Raw genomic sequence first — 17,789 nt, forward strand, 5'->3', positions numbered from 1 at the left:
TTTTGAAAAACCAGCCTAAGGAATGAAAACCTTAAAAGCAGTTATCTAGTACCATACAGGTATAGGACTTAAACAATTACAAAATTGAATTAAATCCTACCTGCATTCCATTTAGATAATTCTGATTATATTTCCTACTAGGAAAATAGTATTCTCACTGTTTACCCATCTCCGCCTCAAATGCCTCGCGGTAATCGGGATGCCAACGAGAGAGTGGTGGGCGATTGTTAATGATATCCCCCATAGCCCATCTCATACGTTTAACATCAGTTTCACGATCTACGTCATTATCTGGGCAAAGAATGTAAAAATCACCACGCTCGACGCTCTCCAACATAAAACTAACCACTTGATCTGCAGTCCATGCGCCATCAGGTTTACTAGAGCTACCAGTCATACCCGTGTAAGTGAAACCGGGAATTAATAAGTGGGATGAGACCTGACTTCCAGGTGTATTTCGAATAGAGTGCTGTAACGCCTCCGCAGTGGCTTTTACCGCAGCTTTACTGACGTTGTAAGCCGGATTTCCTGGTGGAGTGGTAATTCCCTGCTTAGATCCGGTTGTAACGATAACCGATGGGCTGCTTTGACTTATCATTTCGGGAGCAAATGCATGAATACAATGAATGACCCCCCAAAGGTTGGTATTGATGATCTTATTCCAACCATCTAAGTTCTCCCAGCTTCCATTTTTAACAGCAGTGCCTGCATTGTTAAAAAGAAAATCAATACGGCCGTATTCTTTTTTAACTTTATCTTTGAGTGCCAGTACCGAGCTAAAATCACTTACATCGGTTTCTACTATTAAAGTGTCACTTGGTAAAACGCGCTTGGCTTCTTCCAATTTTTCTTTGTTAACATCAGCTAAACAAATCTTCATCCCTATTTTTGATAGGGCCTTTGCGGCTGCAAAACCTATTCCACTGGCACCACCAGTAATAACTGCGACATTATTCGGCTGAAAGATAGTAGATGTGCTCATAGGGATTCCTGGATTATCGTCAACGGTACTCAAAGGTATAAAATAGAGTTTGTAAAATACGGCATTTATACCGCCCCTTCAGGCATAGGCTATTTACCGAAATCATTCTTTATAGCCTTGAGATTCTTATTGAAGCTTTGCCTGAAGAAGCCTGTTACTAAAATAGACTACTATTTCATCAATTTTAGAAGTTCTTGAGCAACAGCAATGGAGGATTTGTTGTTCTGGCCTGTTACCAGTTCACGATCAACAACTACATGCGGCTGCCAATCTTCTTTGCTACGGGAATAATTACCGCCCGCATTGGTGAGTGCATTTTGAGGCCAGTAGAACAGCTCATCACCACCCAGGTAGTATTGAGTAGCCACAGCTTCTTCTGAGTTACTAAAAGAGGTCATTTTGTAGCCGTCATACACCCACCCTTTGGCAGCTTTAGCTTTCTTACCGGCTTTCATTTGGGCTTCAAATTCAGAGCTGTTAGGCAATGCGGACAGCAGCGCAACTGGGCCGTGACACACTAAACCGGTAGGCTTGGACTCGGCGTTAAAATGTCGTAAGAAGCTACCCAGTTGATCATTGGATACCAAGTCACCTAAAGGTGCATGACCTCCCGGCACAAACAGCGCATCAAAATTCTCTATCCCGATTTGCTCTATACGCGCAAAGCTGACTACTGGACTGTGATCTTTGTCAGTCAGCATAAGCTGGTTGAATAAAGCTCTATGGGCATTGTAGTTTTCTTGACTGGTATCCAAGAAATGGTCAGGCGCATCCGAAACCGGATCCAGTGTCGGCGCCAGCCCCATCGGGGTGGCAAATGTTATTGTGTGACCAGCTTCCATCATCAATTTGACCGGTTCCATAAGCTCATTCAAATAGAAGCCCGTTTTGTAGTCACTGCCACCCTTCAGCTTCATTTTCGATACGTCTGACATCACAACCAGAACGTTGTCTGCCATCGCCAGTGGGCTCACCAGCAATGCTGCCATCGCAAGCAGTTTCTTCAAGCTCATAATCACTTCCTCGAAATTGGGGTTGAAACAATTGAAGTGGCGGCAGAATAGGACCTTAGGGTTTATTACTGAAATTAATTAATTTAATATAGCTATGAACATAACTAATAGCCGAGACCGGTTAGAATGAGCAATATTTCGGACATTGAGCTAAGCCAACTTAGGCTCCTGCAGATTATTTTTGAGACCCGAAATCTAACCCGAGCAGGCGAGCGTGCAGGGCTAACGCAATCTGCGGTAAGCCATACGCTGAAGAAACTCCGCCATAGCTTTAATGACTCACTGGTCATAAGACAGGGTAATCAACTGGTGCTGACTCCAAGAGCTGAGTCCCTACAAACACCGCTAAATCGCTGGTTAAATGACTTTGAGCGGAATATTTTAAATCAAGAAGAATTCAACCCTGCAAGTACCCAGCACACTTTTTATATCGCAACGAGCGACCTGGTGGAGCAGAGTATCGCTCCCCCTCTAATAGCATCACTTCAAAAAGACGCCCCGAGAATCCAGATTATTTTTATAAAGTTAGATAAGCACAGGATCGCCAACCAAATTGAGAGCGGTGAAGCGGATCTCTCTATCAGTGTTATGGAATCAAATCATCCAAGCCTGGTGGTAAAAACTTTGTATAAAGATGATTTCGTCTCCGCGGTACGAGATGAGCATCCATTTTTGAGAGACAAAAAAAATATTCATAATTTTTGTCGATATCCGCATATTATGGCAGGCACAGGGAGAGATAATCGCGGAACGGTTGACAAGGCACTAGAAGAAATTGGCTTGTCCAGAAATGTTCAATTTAAAGTAGCAAATTTTTCCAGTGCGCCCTACATTGTAGAATGTAGTGATGGAATCCTCACCGCGCCAAGAAAATTTATCCAGTCTATTGCCGGAAAATTCAATATTGTGCATTTTACTCCACCGGTCAGCCTTCCCCAATACTCTATGAAAGCCTATTGGAGCTTAAAAAATAAGGATGATCCGGCAAATAAATGGCTAAGGGAAAAGATTGCGAAAGTTGCTCGTATTGAGTACTAGTTTTAAATGAGTTTGGTTTGAACTACTTTATTAAATACATCAGGTATCGAAATTTATCACGTATGGCTACAATCAGTGAAACCTCTAAAATATTTATTTATAAATTAATATCGTTATCAAGAGCCCGCCGAGAACCTTTTGGCGGCCCCCACCTTACGCACACATCATCTTTCTCCAGGGTACCTTTCAGAACATCACACCTGATTTTAGGGGTCCTTATTTGCTGTCTACACTTCTCTAATGACATATCCGGATAGGAACCTCGACAGTATTCAGCAAGTAACTCACTTGCTTTTTCCGGTCTAGTAAAATAGGTGATACTGATTATCAGTAACACTACTACCACCACAATTTTCATTAATTTGACCTTGTGCATAGATTCGGAGCACCCACAAAACTCGTAGCTATAAGCGTCATAAATATTGACACAGCATAGACTGCAAAATCAAATGCTGCACAAATATACACATTTATATAATTAATGCCTTTGCCTCGTAGCGCTCAGATCTCTTTGAGCACGATACCCTATTATCATTGCACCTCTCGCTATGCAAAATGGGAATTCCTGTGTGATACAGATATGGAATTTAGCATTGACGATGAGTATCGTCGCGAGTAAATTGAGTCCAGGATACATAATCCGACTTCAATTACCCAAAACCACGAGGTTCGAACCCCAAGTATACCTTTCAGTTTTTCACTGCCGATTAGCCCTAAATTGATAATAAATATCTGCCGATACTGTACTGGTACCAATAACCTTATTAGTACCTATCTCCAATTTTTAGGTGTCCTGAATTCACCGCCAACAAATTACGCTAAAAATATACACCACTTATCCCTCTATTAATTCAACTCACCTTAAAACTAACGACCAGATTCAAATTATACAAATAGAAACTCAACACCATTAATCATCTAAAAACTACTATCACCAATAAAACGGCAAATTACATCAAATTACAAAAACCACAAAACGTACACTCCGCAAAAAATAGCATTAAACCTATTGACGCATTGATATTTACAAATATACCATCAGTGGCGCTACCAATACTGAAATAAAAATTAATTTCCTTACGTTGAGTTGTGCAGATAACTTCACACCCAACTCAATAAGCTCACACAGGCTTTCCTGTTGTAGAGGCAAAAGGATATCAAGGTATTTGGTACAATTTATCTTGAAGGACACTCACACAAAACCTTGGCTAGGAGCCACTTAAAAATGAAAAAATTCCTATTATTGGGTCTTGCAGCTTTAGCTGCGAATGTTCAAGCTGATGCTGTAGTTGGTCCAGTAGCTAGAATCTATGTTCATGACAACATCGTCAACTTCCGATTAAAAGATGATGCCTGTAAATTAGAGAGTACCGTAGGAAATACCTATTGGCGTTTCAGCTTGGACTCTCAACCGGAAACGGCGAAAGCTTGGTATGCCATGCTATTAAATGCGGCCACTACTGGAAAGAGCGTTAAGCTTGGGGTTCCATCATGTGACCCGGAAAACCATCAGTATATTAGATATGTGTACCAGGACTATTAGGGAGCACCTTAATTTTGGTACCACCAACTGCCAGAACAGCTTTAGTAAGTAACCAAGATGCTTCTGGAACTTTAGGGTTTGGTGAGGAATGCTTCACCAAACTCTTGCTGAATATTGAAATCAGCAGAACCATTGTGAAGCATCAATCACTAAATTAGATTGGTGCAAACCACAAAATTCTATCCAAAAGTTGCCTTTCATATTGGCGCATTTACAGAAAAGGGGAAGGTATCCTTGATTATAGGATATGCATTGCCAATAGTTACCTGGAATCTTCCGGCACAATGCCCGGGTTAAATTGTAAATATATCTACTCAGTGGAACCAATGTTGGGCGGCGACTAGCTTCGCATTTGCGAATACATAAACGATAGGGAAGCAATAATGAATATAAATGCAATACTAGGGATAGTCTCTTTCGGTGCGCTGGTCACCGCGGGATCATTCTCATTTGCCGAAGACAGCCATTCATCAATGATGAATGAAATCCCCCCTCCTCCAGATGCAGTTATCACTGAATCTATTTGTGGACCCACTACTGACTGGCAAGATGTTGAGAGCTATAACGGAACGCTTGGGCCAACCATAGACTTCGTTAACACGCATCAAGGTGCTGTCGGACATATTCGATGGAACAATAACCTTAATGCGCTATATAACAACCCAGGAAATGTCAATGACGTTAGGTGGTGTACGGGTACATTACTAACCAACAATTTGTTTTTAACCGCCGGGCACTGTTTCGACCAGCAAACCAATGACGGGCGCGGATGGGATGCTCCTATTGACAATACCACAGGGCGGACAATTACATCCGCACAACATGCTACAAATATGCATGTTGAATTTAATTATCAATATGATGCAAATGGCACATTGAGATCCATAGTATCGTTTGACATTGTTGACTTGGTAGAATATAGACACGGTGGTTTAGACTATGCAGTAGTCCAGCTAGCAGGCAACCCTAACTCTCAATTTCCATCTGCCTCGTTATCTGCCGACATTCCAAATCTGAATGACCAATTAACAATTATCCAACATCCCGCAGGAATTCCAAAGGTAGTTGACGCCGGCCAATATGACGGCGTAGAGTCGAGTGGCGGCTTGGTCGGCTATATGCGCTACGCAAACTTGGACACAACAGGAGGGAGCTCCGGCTCCGGCGTGTTAGATGATTCCGGTCACCTGATTGGTGTACATACCAATGCAGGTTGTACGTCAACGGGCGGTGCCAATCACGGCGTTTTAAATTCCGATATTGAATTGGTCTCTACAGAGGTAGCTATTCGTATTGATAACGATAATGATGGCTTGTCCAATTGGCATGAGCGTCAAATCGGTACGAATGTAAACCTGACTGATACAGACGGTGATGGAATTGATGATAAATGGGAATATGACAATGGCCTTAATCCATTATCTGTAAATGACGCATGGTATGATCCAGATAATGATGGATATACCAACCTTCAGGAGTATGAAGAGGGTACTGATCCAAATGATCCATCATCCAATCCGCAAACCAAATTTGCAGCTATTTTAATACCAATAGTCAGTTTTCTATTAAATTAAAAAAAGAGCCTGCCAATGCCAGTAATTAGCCCACTGGCATTGGTGAGCAAAAGCTGTCTAGCAAAAAATCCAAAACTTGCTGTCAGTTATGAAGTGTAATACCCAAACCTTGTAAGACACTTGAATCATAAATCATTGAAGCATTTGACAAATAAATTTGTGGGCATCAAGCACACATCGTCTATTCATAAACAGGCAGATTTTACCTGACATACATATATTCCTTTTGCCAATCGCAATCGAAGTTACTCTAACATGAACTAAGATACCGACCTTTTCCACTGTGAGACCTCGTCAAAAAATTAGTCGCACTTATTGATAAAAATTAGACACTGGCATTGATCCATAGGTACTCTTACTCTCCTATTCAGTCTTCGACAAAACTTCTAGTGATTCCATTTAAAACTTCTCCAACTGGTCAAGAAGAGGGCCTATACCAGATTTCCTTTCAATATAGTGACCCAGTAGAAGATATATTAAGTACTGCACAGAAAAGTAAATAAAGGGAACTAGAATGGTCCCCCAATTTTGCCTTTTCAACATTGTGAAGTGGTCCACAAGTTCCCACATTGCATTCGATTTAAATAATGTATCTTTGAGCAGACTATGGATAAGCTATTTAGCAAGAAAATTTTGGCACTGACACTTACTGTCGTATTGGCTTCATGCGGTGGCGGTGGGGGCTCCTCTTCGGATTCCGATCCATCCCCATCCACAGGGGGAGATGGTAGTGGCCAGGGCTCCGGAGGTAGCACAGGTGGCAGTGGTACGGGCGGCAGCGGATCAGGTAGCACTACACCACTTCCAGACAATGAACCCGGCACAGTGACTGTTGGCGATATTGAAACTGCAGACTTGGGATTTGCCCGAATTACTTCTCGGGATATCACCCTACCGAATGGCCAACCCAATGCTCAAGAGGTTCACGGGCTCCCACACTATATTGCCAGGACAGACAGCACCCAGGACGACACCCTAAAGTCGGTCCCCATGCGAACTTACACGGCTGCCTGCGCAACTGACACTGATAAACCTCGGATATTTGTTTCCAAGACCCTAAGCGAGGGTAGTGGAGATGATGAAGTCACTTATGGCACTGTTTATGAGCTGCAATATAACCCAGAGACTTCAAGCTTCGATCAAACCGGTAACACAACGTTGCTAAAACAATGCTACGAGTCGCATGGAATTGCGGCCAGCTCAGATTGCTCCCGGGTTGCGGTCTTGTGCAACACTGAATACCAGGCAAACAAGCGTTATGAGGTTCAGGGTGACTTGGTAGAGCAATACGGCAGCGATTGGATGAAAATGGAGGACAATATCAGCCCTATTGATGCCCGTATTGAAAGGGACATCGGCCTGATGATATCAACCAATCATAGTCAGTACATCGGCTACTTTACTGATCATCCAACCCTAACATTTGAGGACTTCCTCCCCGGGCTTAAAGCCAGTTTCCCTGAGACCGATTTTGGTGATTCTCCATCCTTTAAGACAATTAAAGGAAATGAGATGCAAGAGGAGATGGCTTATATCGTCGATCAGCTCTCTGAAGCCGACTATAACGCGATGGTCGAGTACATTCGTGAGAGAGGCTATAAATATAACGACCAGATCTGGCTAATGGAGTGGGACAATCAACCGCTCAGTGAAAAGCCCGCAGCCTATGTTGTAAACAAGATGCACGGTGGTGGCCATGCCGGAGCCCAGGAGCTTATCTATGTGGATAATGATAGCCAAGGCCGTACCAGCTATGCGTTCTCCGTGACAGCGCGAGTTTTTGACGGCAGCTATGGCGGCTCCCACTATTCTGCAGGAATGACCGTCATTGATCGGGATAACTGGTCCCTAAACATGAGTGGCAGCAATAATAGGGGTTGGTATTGGCTTTGTGGCTATGGCCATGTATTAAATATCCGGGCTTTCTATAACCCAGACAATGAAAAATATGGAGCAATTTGTACCAGCGATGGCGGCAAATATAATCAGTCTCGCGGGTTAAACACTATTGCTATCAAAATGGAGGATACTTCCTCAACCAGTAGATTTGAAGGAAATTACAATTACCTGGTCCCGTCCGACAATGCATTCTTCTCCAATGGAGGTGGGCACACGGTAGTTCCGGTTGATGAAGATACAAATCTATCGCTTATCGTCTCCCCCAAGTATATCGATGACGAGGAAATGAATAGCTTCCTTCAAAGCAAATACGGCATTGATACAAGTAGTGGAGGCCCCTTTGATGAGCAATGTTCAGATAGTACAAATTGCTTCTTCTCATATATGTCAAGCAGCGCCAACCCAACCATCTCCAGACAGGGCCTACGCGGAGGCGATGCCTTGGACGCCTCTTCTTTAACCCGTATTGGCATCGCCAAAGTCGATGGTAACGGCAGTATCGAGGGGCAAGGCTTCAAATGGCTGGTAGAGGAGCCCGACTGTCAAATCAGTGACCCTCAACTTATCAATTTGAAAAATGGTCGCTACCTGTTTGGCTACGCACAATTTCAGTGTATCTCCGACAACCTGTCATATAACCGAAGTTCAGCTAAGAATGGCGCAATGCGTATGCTGGTCCCTAAAGCCTATTATGTTATGGAGATTGACGCAGACCTGAATGTGTTAGAAGGGCCAGTAAAACTGACTAAATATGGTTGGGGTGGCCTAGATGAACCCATTTTCCTTGGTAACGGTAAAGTAGCCTGGTCATACATCAAGAACCCTACCTATGACAACTACGGTGGCGGCAAGCAAAATGTTTGGCAAGCGATGATTTACCACTCAAACAGCATTAATTAATTCAGCCATAGAGAAATCACTAATAACTTAAAAATGGAGAGCCTCGCTCTCCATTTTTAATAAAAACATTTAAGTGGATTACGAATAGTTAAGGTTAATATTCTACAACAGAAGAAAATGCTTGGTACTGACTCAAGAATACATCTCCAGATAACTTCTGCAGAAAACTACTCCTCTCCAGGCAATCCATCACTGGCCCCTTAACTTCCGACAGATGCAGTTGAATGTCTCTATCCAGTAGATTGCCATTGATAGACTCCAATACCTCCAAGGCACTCCAATCTATTTCATTCACCGCACTACACATCAATATCACATGCTTCACTTGAGGATTACTGGCGAGGCCTGCATAGATACGCTCTTCTAAAACGCCAATATTAGAGAAGATCAACCGCCCATCTACACGGAAGCTAAGAATCTCAGGAACAGTTTTTACCTGATGCCTATGAATATTGCGGAAGTGTTCCGTACCCTCCACCAGTCCAACTTCCGCAATATGCGGCTTGGAGGCTCGATAAATAAATAGCAGCAGCGAAGCACCTACCCCGCAGGCAACGCCGGGCTCTACTCCAAACAGCAGCGTAACGGCGATGGTCAGGGTTACTGCTAGAAAGTCCGCCTTAGCAAAATGCCAGGTTTTACGCAGGATAGAAAAATCCACCAGCGAGAGAACTGCAACAATAATCGTAGCAGCCAGAGTGGTTTTGGGGAGATAGTAAAGAAACGGAGTTAAGAAGAGTGCGGCCAGGGCAATACCCACCGCGGTAAAGATGCTGGCGAATTGCGTTTGCGCACCGGCTGCGTCATTCACCACAGAGCGGGAGAAGCCTCCACTCACAGGAAATCCGCCAGAGAGACCAGCCCCCACATTGGCCATACCCAGGGCAACCAATTCCTGATTGGTATCAATTCTCTGCCTGCGCTTAGCCGCTAGGGTTTTGGCAACAGATACAGACTCTACATAGCCAATAATGGCGATCATTAATGCCGGCACCAGTAAAGTCTCAAGTAACGGCAACGATATTTTGGGCACGGTCAGCGATGGTAAACCTGCAGGAATAAGGCCCACCAAGGCTACTTGCCGCACTTCAAAGTCCATCCAAAATGACAAACCAATCGTTGCCAACACCCCCAATACTGGAGCAGCTTTAGATAGGAGTTCGGCAGTGCCCGATGATAAACCAAAGGTTTTCAGCAGTGTTGCCCCATAAGCTCGAGCCCAATATAGAAACAGCACGACTCCCAAGCCGGTTATTAAAGCCAGGTTATTAACTGCACTTAAATTTTCCCATAGGGAGACAAGCAATTCGGGCGCAGTATCACCACTGGCAGATATACCCAGCAGATGCCGCAACTGGCTAAGTGCTATCAATAAGGCAGAGGCAGTGATAAAACCAGATATCACTGGGTGGGAGAGAAAGTTAGCGAGCATGCCAAGACGCAAAGCACCCAGTACTGCGAGGATAGCCCCAGATAAAAGCGCAAGAGCGGCAGCGGCACTCAGGTAGTCCACAGCACCTGACGCTGTAACTTCTCCTAATGCGGCAGCACTCATCAGGGAAACCACAGCAACCGGCCCCACCGACAGAGTATTGCTAGTGCCAAAAACACCGTAGACGATAAGGGGCACCATACTGGCATAAAGCCCTACTTCAGCTGGCAGACCGGCGAGTAGAGCGTAAGCAAGAGACTGTGGAATCAACAGTACTGTAACAATTGCTGCAGCCAAAAGATCCCGAATGAGGGTGTCCCGATCATAAAAAGTAAGGGTGTTGAGAATAGGAAACCATCTGGAAAACTGCTGCTTGGCCATCATTTACTGCTCACATTTTTCTCTATCCACGGCCCCCTTATACGCAGGACTCAAGAAAGATTAGAGACGGCACCAGGTTGTACCGCCATAGAGAATAGTTAATCACCAGCAGCCAGAATTGACTGCTGAAAAATATATGAGATTAAGGTTCGATTGTGACCAGTACTGCACTAATATCAAAACCCGCCCCTTGAGCCTGGGAGTGCAGTTGCTTTTTATCTGCACCCATCAGGATTTTGGCCCCCGCCCAAACCTGGCTGGAGCGGTTTCCGGTTCGGCAAAATGCATGCACTTTACTTCCCTCTTGCAGCACATTGCGAAAGGCCTCGCAGTGCTCTCGCATCATACGCCCACGGGTAAAGGGAATTGCCACAAACTTAATTCCAGCTTCTTCCGCTGCAAGCTTCATATCGGCATAGCTGGGATGCGCTTCACTCTCCCCTTCCGGGCAGTTACAAACCACAACCTGTATACCATTCTGCGCCAAGGGTGCCAAAGCGTCACAGGTAATATGTTCGGAAACGCTGACCTGGTCATCCAGTTTTTTAATGTTCATGTTCGCCTCAAAATTGATTTAATCCAATCCTCTGGGGACACTTTAACAAATAGCTAAAGCTGATTTAGCGGAACCTTTAAATAGACAGTACCATTGGATTCTGCCGGAGGCATTTGTCCCGCGCGGATATTTACCTGCACAGAGGGGATAATCAGCTTCGGCATATTCAGGCTGGCATCGCGCTTTTTGCGAATTTCTACAAACTCTTCTTCGCTGACACCATCGCGCAAGTGGATATTTTCCCGGCGCTGAATCCCTACGCTGGTTTCAAACTGGTAATCCCGCTTGCCTTTAGGTGGATAGTCATGGCACATAAACATGCGGGTTTCTTCTGGCAGGGACAATATCTTGCGTGCAGACTGATATAACTGTGTGGCATCACCGCCGGGAAAATCGCAGCGGGCGCTGCCCACATCCGGCATAAACAGGGTATCTCCCACAAACAGGGCGTCCCCGATTAACCAAACCATATCTGCCGGGGTATGCCCAGGGCTGTACATCACTCGCGCTTCCAGCGCTCCCACCTTAAAGGTGTCATCATCTTTAAAGAGATGATCAAACTGGCTGCCGTCTGCGAGGAACTCCCGTTCCAGGTTAAAGACATCGCGAAAGATTTTCTGCACCTGGCAAATCTGGTCACCGATAGCGATACGCCCACCCAGCTGCTCCCGCAGAAAGGGGGCCGCTGAAAGGTGATCCGCATGGGCGTGGGTTTCCAATATCCATTCCAGGGTCAGCTGCTTGTCGCGAATAAACGACACTATCTCTTCTGCCCCCTGGCTACCGGTTCGCCCGGAGGCAACATCAAAGTTGAGCACAGCATCCACCACTGCGGCGGAGCCCCCCTCCTTGTCGTATACCACATAGCTCCAGGTTTCTGTGTCCCGATCAAGGAACGGCTTTACCTGAGCGACTTGCTTCTCTTGGTGCATTTCATGCCCTCCAGCACTCACTATGCTATCAATATACATTCTGATAATATATAAAACAATATATTGTTATTTTGTAAATTGTTCACAGGCTCAGCGCTATGCCAGACCCCAATAATCTCGACTTCGACAAGATGCGCGAATCCGCCGGCCAGGCTGCGGCCATGCTGCGTTCGCTGGCCAATCAGGACCGCCTGATCCTGCTCTGCCAGCTGAGCCAGGAAGAACTAAATGTAGGCGAACTTGAAGAAAGGCTGGGAATTCGCCAACCCAGCCTGTCCCAACAGCTGGGTATTTTGCGCCGCGAAGGGCTGGTGGCCACCCGCCGCGAGGGCAAACACGTGTATTACCGGGTAGCTGACCAGCGAGTTCTCACCCTACTGCAAACCCTATACCAACTTTATTGCGCGGAGTAGACCCATGACTATCGATTGGACGGCCTTTACCCCCACTACCGCTTTCGCTGGCGGTGCACTCATTGGGCTCGCAAGCGCCCTTTTACTGCTTTTCAATGGTCGCATTGCCGGTATTTCTGGAATTATTGGCGGCCTATTGGAAAGGGGGACAGGTATTGGTTGGCGTTTGGCATTTATTGCCGGGATGCTAATCGCCCCCCTCTCCTGGCAACTTTTTTCTGCCCTACCCCCAATAAAAATTGATGCGGGTTACTCAACCCTGATTGTCGCCGGACTGTTAGTGGGGTTTGGCACCCGCTATGGCTCCGGCTGCACCAGCGGCCACGGTGTTTGCGGGCTGTCCCGCCTGTCTCTTCGCTCACTGGTTGCCACGCTGGTGTTTATGGGTGCGGGCTTTGCCACCGTATATGTTTTGCGCCACTTACTGGCAGCCTGATGGAGGGAATGACAGTGAAATCCAGAATAATCGCACTAATGGCCGGATTGACTTTTGGACTGGGCCTGATGCTCTCAGGCATGGCAAACCCGGAGAAAGTACTGGGATTCTTAGACCTGGCCGGTGCCTGGGACCCATCCCTGGCGCTGGTGATGATCGGTGCAATTACCGTTGGGCTGCCAGCCTTTCAGCTAGTAAAGGGACGCAGCCGTTCTCTCCTTAAAGAGCCCCTGCAGCTACCTACCAGTGCCGATATTGATCGCCCCCTGATAATCGGCGGCCTGCTGTTTGGCGTGGGCTGGGGGTTGGCGGGCTTTTGCCCTGGCCCAGCGATTGTGGCCACAGGTGCCGGCCAGGAAAAGGCCCTGGTTTTTACGCTGGCAATGCTCACCGGCATGGGTATTTTCCAGTTCGGCGCCCGTAAAACTGTCGCAGCCCAGAGCTAACCCCGCGCTTTAACCACTAGCGCGGCACAAGCCAACTATCTTGTTGAAGCAGGCCAATCTTCAGCAGGCAAGGGAATGCGAGCTCACCACCTTATCCCACCCTGGTTAAAGCGCTACCAGCCCAAGTGGCTGGTAGGCGATGCCGTGGGCGCGCTCCTGGCCAGCATGATGCTGATACCCCAGGCACTGGCCTATGCAGCACTTGCCGGCCTGCCGCCTTACCTGGGCCTTTATGCTGGGCTACTCCCCCTGGTTGGCTACGCAATATTTGGCTCAAGCTCTGTACTGTCCGTCGGTCCGGTAGCCGTTCTGGCTCTGATGACTGCCTCAGCCCTCACCCCCATCGCCACCCCAGGTAGCGAGGAATATATAAACGGCGCCATCCTCCTGGCCCTGCTGAGCGGGATCATTTTGCTAATAATGGGATTACTGGGCCTTGGCAGCCTGTCCAATTTATTGAGCCTGCCGGTGGTGGATGGCTTTGTCTCCGGCGCAGCAATATTGATTATGGTGGGGCAGATTGCACCGCTGCTGGGTATTCAGGGTGAGGGGCACACCGCTCTGGAGATTCTGGTAAGCACTCTCAGTAATTCCCCTATGACAGATCCGGAAGCCGCCTTGCTGGGAATTGTGGCCCTGGCCAGCCTGATTGCAGCGCGCCTGGGATTGCCATTTCTGTTGCGCAAAATGGGGGCCAGCCCACCGCGGGCAAAACTGCTCTCGCGACTGGCACCTATGCTGATCGTCCTGATATCGGTCCTGCTCACCACCATCTTTCATTGGGAAAAAGAGCTGCCGGTGGTTGGCGTGATTCCCGCGGGCTTACCGGCCCTAAAGGTGCCCTCTTTTAATCTGGGCATGGTTTACGAGCTACTGTTGCCGGCATTGATTATTGCCCTGCTCGGTTTTGTCGAGAGCCTCTCAGTAGCCCACAGTATCGCCCTGCGCCGGGGAGAAAAACTCAACCCCAACGCCGAGTTGCGCGGCCTGGGCACTTCGAATCTTTTCAGCGCTTTTTCCGGGGGCTTTGCAGTAACCGGCAGTTTTGCACGTACTGCCGTTAATGATGAAGCCGGCGCGAAAACCCCGCTCAGCGGGATTATTGCAGCGATAGTGATCGCACTGGTATTGCTGTATGCCACCAAGGTTTTTACCGAACTGCCGATCTGCGTACTGGCCGCCACAATAATAGTGGCTGCGGCAAACCTGATAGATGTCCGCGCAATGGCCCACCACTGGCGCTACGACCGCACCGACGGCCTTGCCATGGGCGGTACTTTCTTGGGGGTACTCTTGTTTGGGGTGGAGGCCGGGATTGGCCTGGGTGTAGGACTCTCTTTCGCTACCCTGATCTGGCGCACAAGCCGGCCTCATATTGCCGTGGTGGGACGGGTACCCGGCACTGAGCAGTTTCGCAATGTGCTACGCCACACAGTGAAAACCCTGCCGGATATCCTCTTCCTGCGCATCGATGAGAACCTGTTCTTCAGCAATATCAGTGCAGTCGAAGAGCGTCTGTTGGTGGAGGTCAAGCGCCACCCCAACCTGCACGACCTGGTGCTGATTCTCTCTTCGGTCAACCGTATTGACAGCACTGCCATCGAGCGTCTGCAACAAATCAATCGCGACCTGCAGGAGCGTAATATCTGCCTGCACCTGGCAGAAGTGAAAGGGCCAGTACTGGACCGACTGGGGCGCTCCAAGCTATTGCAGGAGTTGAGCGGCAGGGTGTTCCTGTCCTCTTATATTGCTGAATTGGCCCTGCGCCACCATAAGATCGATGACGACAATCAAGCTGCCAGGCCCAACCCTCCCGCTGATCCTGCCTGAACCGAAATCCCCCATAAACTTGTAAGCGCCGGCCCTACACTGGCAAAATATCCAGTATTTGGGCGAAGCACACGATGGGCGGCAATACTCTCACCACTGAGCAACAGGCAATTGCAGATCACGCCGGTGGTCATGCCAAAATTATTGCCGTTGCCGGCTCTGGCAAAACCACTGCCCTGCTGCACTATGTGAAAAACCGTCTGGATGCCGGTATTTCTCCTGAGCGACTGCTGGTATTGATGTATAACCGTAGTGCGCGGGAAGATTTCGATCGCCGTATGCGGCACCTTGCGGATGGACCTATTCCCTCGGTACACACTTTCCATAGTATGGGCTACCGCTTATACCAACGCATGATCGCCAATGATCATATTGCTGCGGCCAATCTCACCCCTCTCCCCCAATCCACTGTTCAACTGCAGATCTGGAAGGCGATTGAGGAATGTGCCCCCACCCACGAGCTGGAGGAAATCCGTGCGCGTAAGCAATCGGAGATCGAAGCTGCAGAATTTTTTATTGACTACACCAAGACCATTCTATCCGGGGACCTCAGCGCATTTCAGGAGCTGAAACTCGGCGATGAGTACATGTATTTCCTGCAGGTGTTTCGTACCTTCGAGACCTGGCGCCGTAGCCAAAATGCTGTTACTTACGCCGACCTGATTTACGATCCCGCCATGCTGCTCAGCCTCGATGAGCAGATGGCCGAACAATACGGTAGCTATTACGAAGATATCCTGGTGGATGAGTACCAGGATATCAACGAAATACAGCACTTTTTATTGCGCGTACTCTACGGAAAATCCGGCAACGTAATTGCCATTGGCGACCCGGACCAGACTATTTATGAATGGCGCGGCTCCAAGCCAGATTTCCTGCTCACATTTTTTGATGGCGATTTTCCGCCCTCAAATATTTATCACCTGAGCCGCACCTTCCGTTACGGCCACCAGCTATCCCTGGCGGCCAATCACTTTATCGAAAATAATCGCGACCGCGCCGATATATTCTGTGTTTCCGCAGATGAAGACCGGCATACAGAAATCGAACTGGTAAGAACCGATAAAGAAGGCCGCTGGCTGGTAGAGCATTTGCGCCGCTGCCAAAAGCATGGGCAGCCACTCAATGATATCGCCGTGCTAGTTCGCCTCTGGTCTATTGCGGCCCCCATTGAACTGGCATTGTTGGCCAACAATATTCCGTACAAATCTGCCAGCCGCAATACGGTGCTATCACGCCGCGAATTAAGGCCACTTTTTTGGAGTTTGAATATTGCCTCAGGCCGATTTGCCGAGCTGCCCGTCAAACGGCGTCAACAGGGGCTTTACGAGTGGCTAACTGCGCCCCATGTGCGTATTCCTCGCAAAGTACTGGAGCCCATTTGCTCCTCCCTCGCCGCCCTGGATAAGGGCTGGGGCAAGCAGCTGGTTCACCTGCTGCCGGAAGACCTGAGCAAGCCACAAACCAAACGCCTGCGCCAGCGCGCAGATCTGCTAACCCAAATTGAAAACTGGCGTGGCCATGCCGGTGAGCTGCTGCGAAGGCATATCGGCGAACTGGAACTCCTCAGCGGAATTGCTGACGACGCCTTCACCCGCCAGCAGGGAGAAGAGCGGCAGCAAACCATCCTCGCCTTCTGCCAATATTTGGACACACTCAAACAGCCGCCCATAGAAGCCCTTGCCCACCTTCAGGAGCTGCAGCGACAACACCGCGAAGGAGAGCAAACTGAGGCAGATGCCATCCAGATAACAACCATGCATCAGGCCAAGGGACTGGAGTGGGATCAGGTAATTATTCCCACTCTCACCCAGCACAATATGCCCTACCAGCCCCAACGGGATTTCAGCACCCCCGCCTCCCTGGAGAGTGAGCGCCGCCTGATGTATGTCGCCATAACCCGGGCAAAGTCAAAACTATTTCTGCTGGCACCGACAGAGGCAGCCAATAAAAAAGACCCCGAAGCCTCCCAGCCTTCACTGTTTATCAGTGAAATGCAACTTCCCCTGAGCAAGTTGATGGCGGATTCACTGCGTCAACGCCCTGAACAGATAGATACTGATATCCCTGTCTCCCGCCAGGCCCTCCACTACCTGGAAGCCTGTGATTACAACCCCAATATCAGCGCCCCACGTGCGCCCATACGCAAACCGGAACCCGGCGAGGGCCTACGCCACCGCAAACTCGGCCATGGGCGGGTGCTGAAATGGGAAGACCAGCGAATTGAAATACTGTTTAGTGACGGCAAACCGCGGCGCTTTGACTGGGAGACTTTGGCTCAGTATTTAATGTAGTAAATGCGATAAAGAAAAATCTTTATATCTGGGGCTGGGATATAGTTTTGCATCGATACTTAATGGTTTGGCGGTGAAATGCCTATCACTGGTGAAAACCCATCAGTATCTTATTCAGAT

Annotated in this window: 14 protein-coding genes; 9 read left to right on the plus strand and 5 right to left on the minus strand. The window is 48.0% G+C overall.

Annotated features, from left to right (window positions below):
* Nucleotides 1–154 precede the first annotated feature (154 nt).
* A complete protein-coding gene (locus tag ACJJJB_RS11140) occupies nt 155–982 on the minus strand; it encodes an SDR family oxidoreductase (protein WP_282953075.1) in 828 nt (275 codons plus the stop codon).
* Between the two features lie 170 nt (nt 983–1,152).
* Nucleotides 1,153–1,995, minus strand: coding sequence for a type 1 glutamine amidotransferase domain-containing protein (locus ACJJJB_RS11145; RefSeq protein WP_282953074.1), 843 nt, complete (start codon nt 1,993–1,995; stop codon nt 1,153–1,155).
* 126 nt (nt 1,996–2,121) lie between these two features.
* Between ACJJJB_RS11145 and ACJJJB_RS11150 the strand changes: the two genes are divergently transcribed.
* The 4 genes from ACJJJB_RS11150 to ACJJJB_RS11165 all read left to right on the plus strand — a co-directional run bounded on the left by ACJJJB_RS11150 (nt 2,122) and on the right by ACJJJB_RS11165 (nt 8,949).
* Nucleotides 2,122–3,033, plus strand: a complete 912-nt coding sequence (locus tag ACJJJB_RS11150) for a LysR family transcriptional regulator (RefSeq protein ID WP_282953073.1) — start codon at nt 2,122–2,124, stop codon at nt 3,031–3,033.
* A gap of 1,225 nt (nt 3,034–4,258) precedes the next feature.
* Entirely contained in the window at nt 4,259–4,576 is a 318-nt protein-coding gene (locus ACJJJB_RS11155) for a hypothetical protein (RefSeq protein ID WP_020413241.1), read from the plus strand.
* A gap of 383 nt (nt 4,577–4,959) precedes the next feature.
* A complete protein-coding gene (locus ACJJJB_RS11160; RefSeq protein WP_445366250.1) occupies nt 4,960–6,150 on the plus strand; it encodes a trypsin-like peptidase domain-containing protein in 1,191 nt (396 codons plus the stop codon).
* Between the two features lie 606 nt (nt 6,151–6,756).
* Nucleotides 6,757–8,949, plus strand: a complete 2,193-nt coding sequence (locus ACJJJB_RS11165; protein ID WP_445366251.1) for a hypothetical protein — start codon at nt 6,757–6,759, stop codon at nt 8,947–8,949.
* 94 nt (nt 8,950–9,043) lie between these two features.
* On the opposite strand, the gene ACJJJB_RS11170 is transcribed toward ACJJJB_RS11165, so the two are convergent.
* From ACJJJB_RS11170 to ACJJJB_RS11180, 3 genes are all read right to left on the minus strand, one after another.
* Nucleotides 9,044–10,765 carry a SulP family inorganic anion transporter gene (locus tag ACJJJB_RS11170; protein ID WP_020413244.1) on the minus strand — a complete coding sequence of 574 codons (1,722 nt, stop codon included), beginning with the start codon at nt 10,763–10,765 and terminating at the stop codon, nt 9,044–9,046.
* Nucleotides 10,766–10,904: 139 nt separating this feature from the next.
* On the minus strand, nt 10,905–11,318 hold the full coding sequence (locus ACJJJB_RS11175) for a protein tyrosine phosphatase family protein (protein ID WP_020413245.1): 414 nt from the start codon (nt 11,316–11,318) through the stop codon (nt 10,905–10,907).
* A 53-nt stretch (nt 11,319–11,371) separates the two neighbouring features.
* The gene (locus ACJJJB_RS11180) at nt 11,372–12,250 is read right to left on the minus strand and encodes an MBL fold metallo-hydrolase (protein WP_444946508.1); all 879 of its coding nucleotides are present in this window, start codon (nt 12,248–12,250) and stop codon (nt 11,372–11,374) included.
* Nucleotides 12,251–12,348: 98 nt separating this feature from the next.
* Between ACJJJB_RS11180 and ACJJJB_RS11185 the strand changes: the two genes are divergently transcribed.
* From ACJJJB_RS11185 to ACJJJB_RS11205, 5 genes are all read left to right on the plus strand, one after another.
* Nucleotides 12,349–12,663, plus strand: coding sequence for an ArsR/SmtB family transcription factor (locus ACJJJB_RS11185; protein WP_282953067.1), 315 nt, complete (start codon nt 12,349–12,351; stop codon nt 12,661–12,663).
* Between the two features lie 4 nt (nt 12,664–12,667).
* Complete coding sequence (locus ACJJJB_RS11190) at nt 12,668–13,099, plus strand: YeeE/YedE family protein (RefSeq protein ID WP_444901277.1); 432 nt, start codon at nt 12,668–12,670, stop codon at nt 13,097–13,099.
* Between the two features lie 8 nt (nt 13,100–13,107).
* Nucleotides 13,108–13,545 carry a YeeE/YedE family protein gene (locus tag ACJJJB_RS11195; protein ID WP_026305078.1) on the plus strand — a complete coding sequence of 146 codons (438 nt, stop codon included), beginning with the start codon at nt 13,108–13,110 and terminating at the stop codon, nt 13,543–13,545.
* A 75-nt stretch (nt 13,546–13,620) separates the two neighbouring features.
* The gene (locus ACJJJB_RS11200; protein WP_353376686.1) at nt 13,621–15,375 is read left to right on the plus strand and encodes a SulP family inorganic anion transporter; all 1,755 of its coding nucleotides are present in this window, start codon (nt 13,621–13,623) and stop codon (nt 15,373–15,375) included.
* A gap of 74 nt (nt 15,376–15,449) precedes the next feature.
* Nucleotides 15,450–17,669: an ATP-dependent helicase gene (locus tag ACJJJB_RS11205; RefSeq protein WP_353376685.1), complete on the plus strand. Its 2,220-nt coding sequence runs from the start codon at nt 15,450–15,452 to the stop codon at nt 17,667–17,669.
* Nucleotides 17,670–17,789: the final 120 nt, after the last annotated feature.

The organism is Microbulbifer variabilis (genome assembly GCF_052468405.1).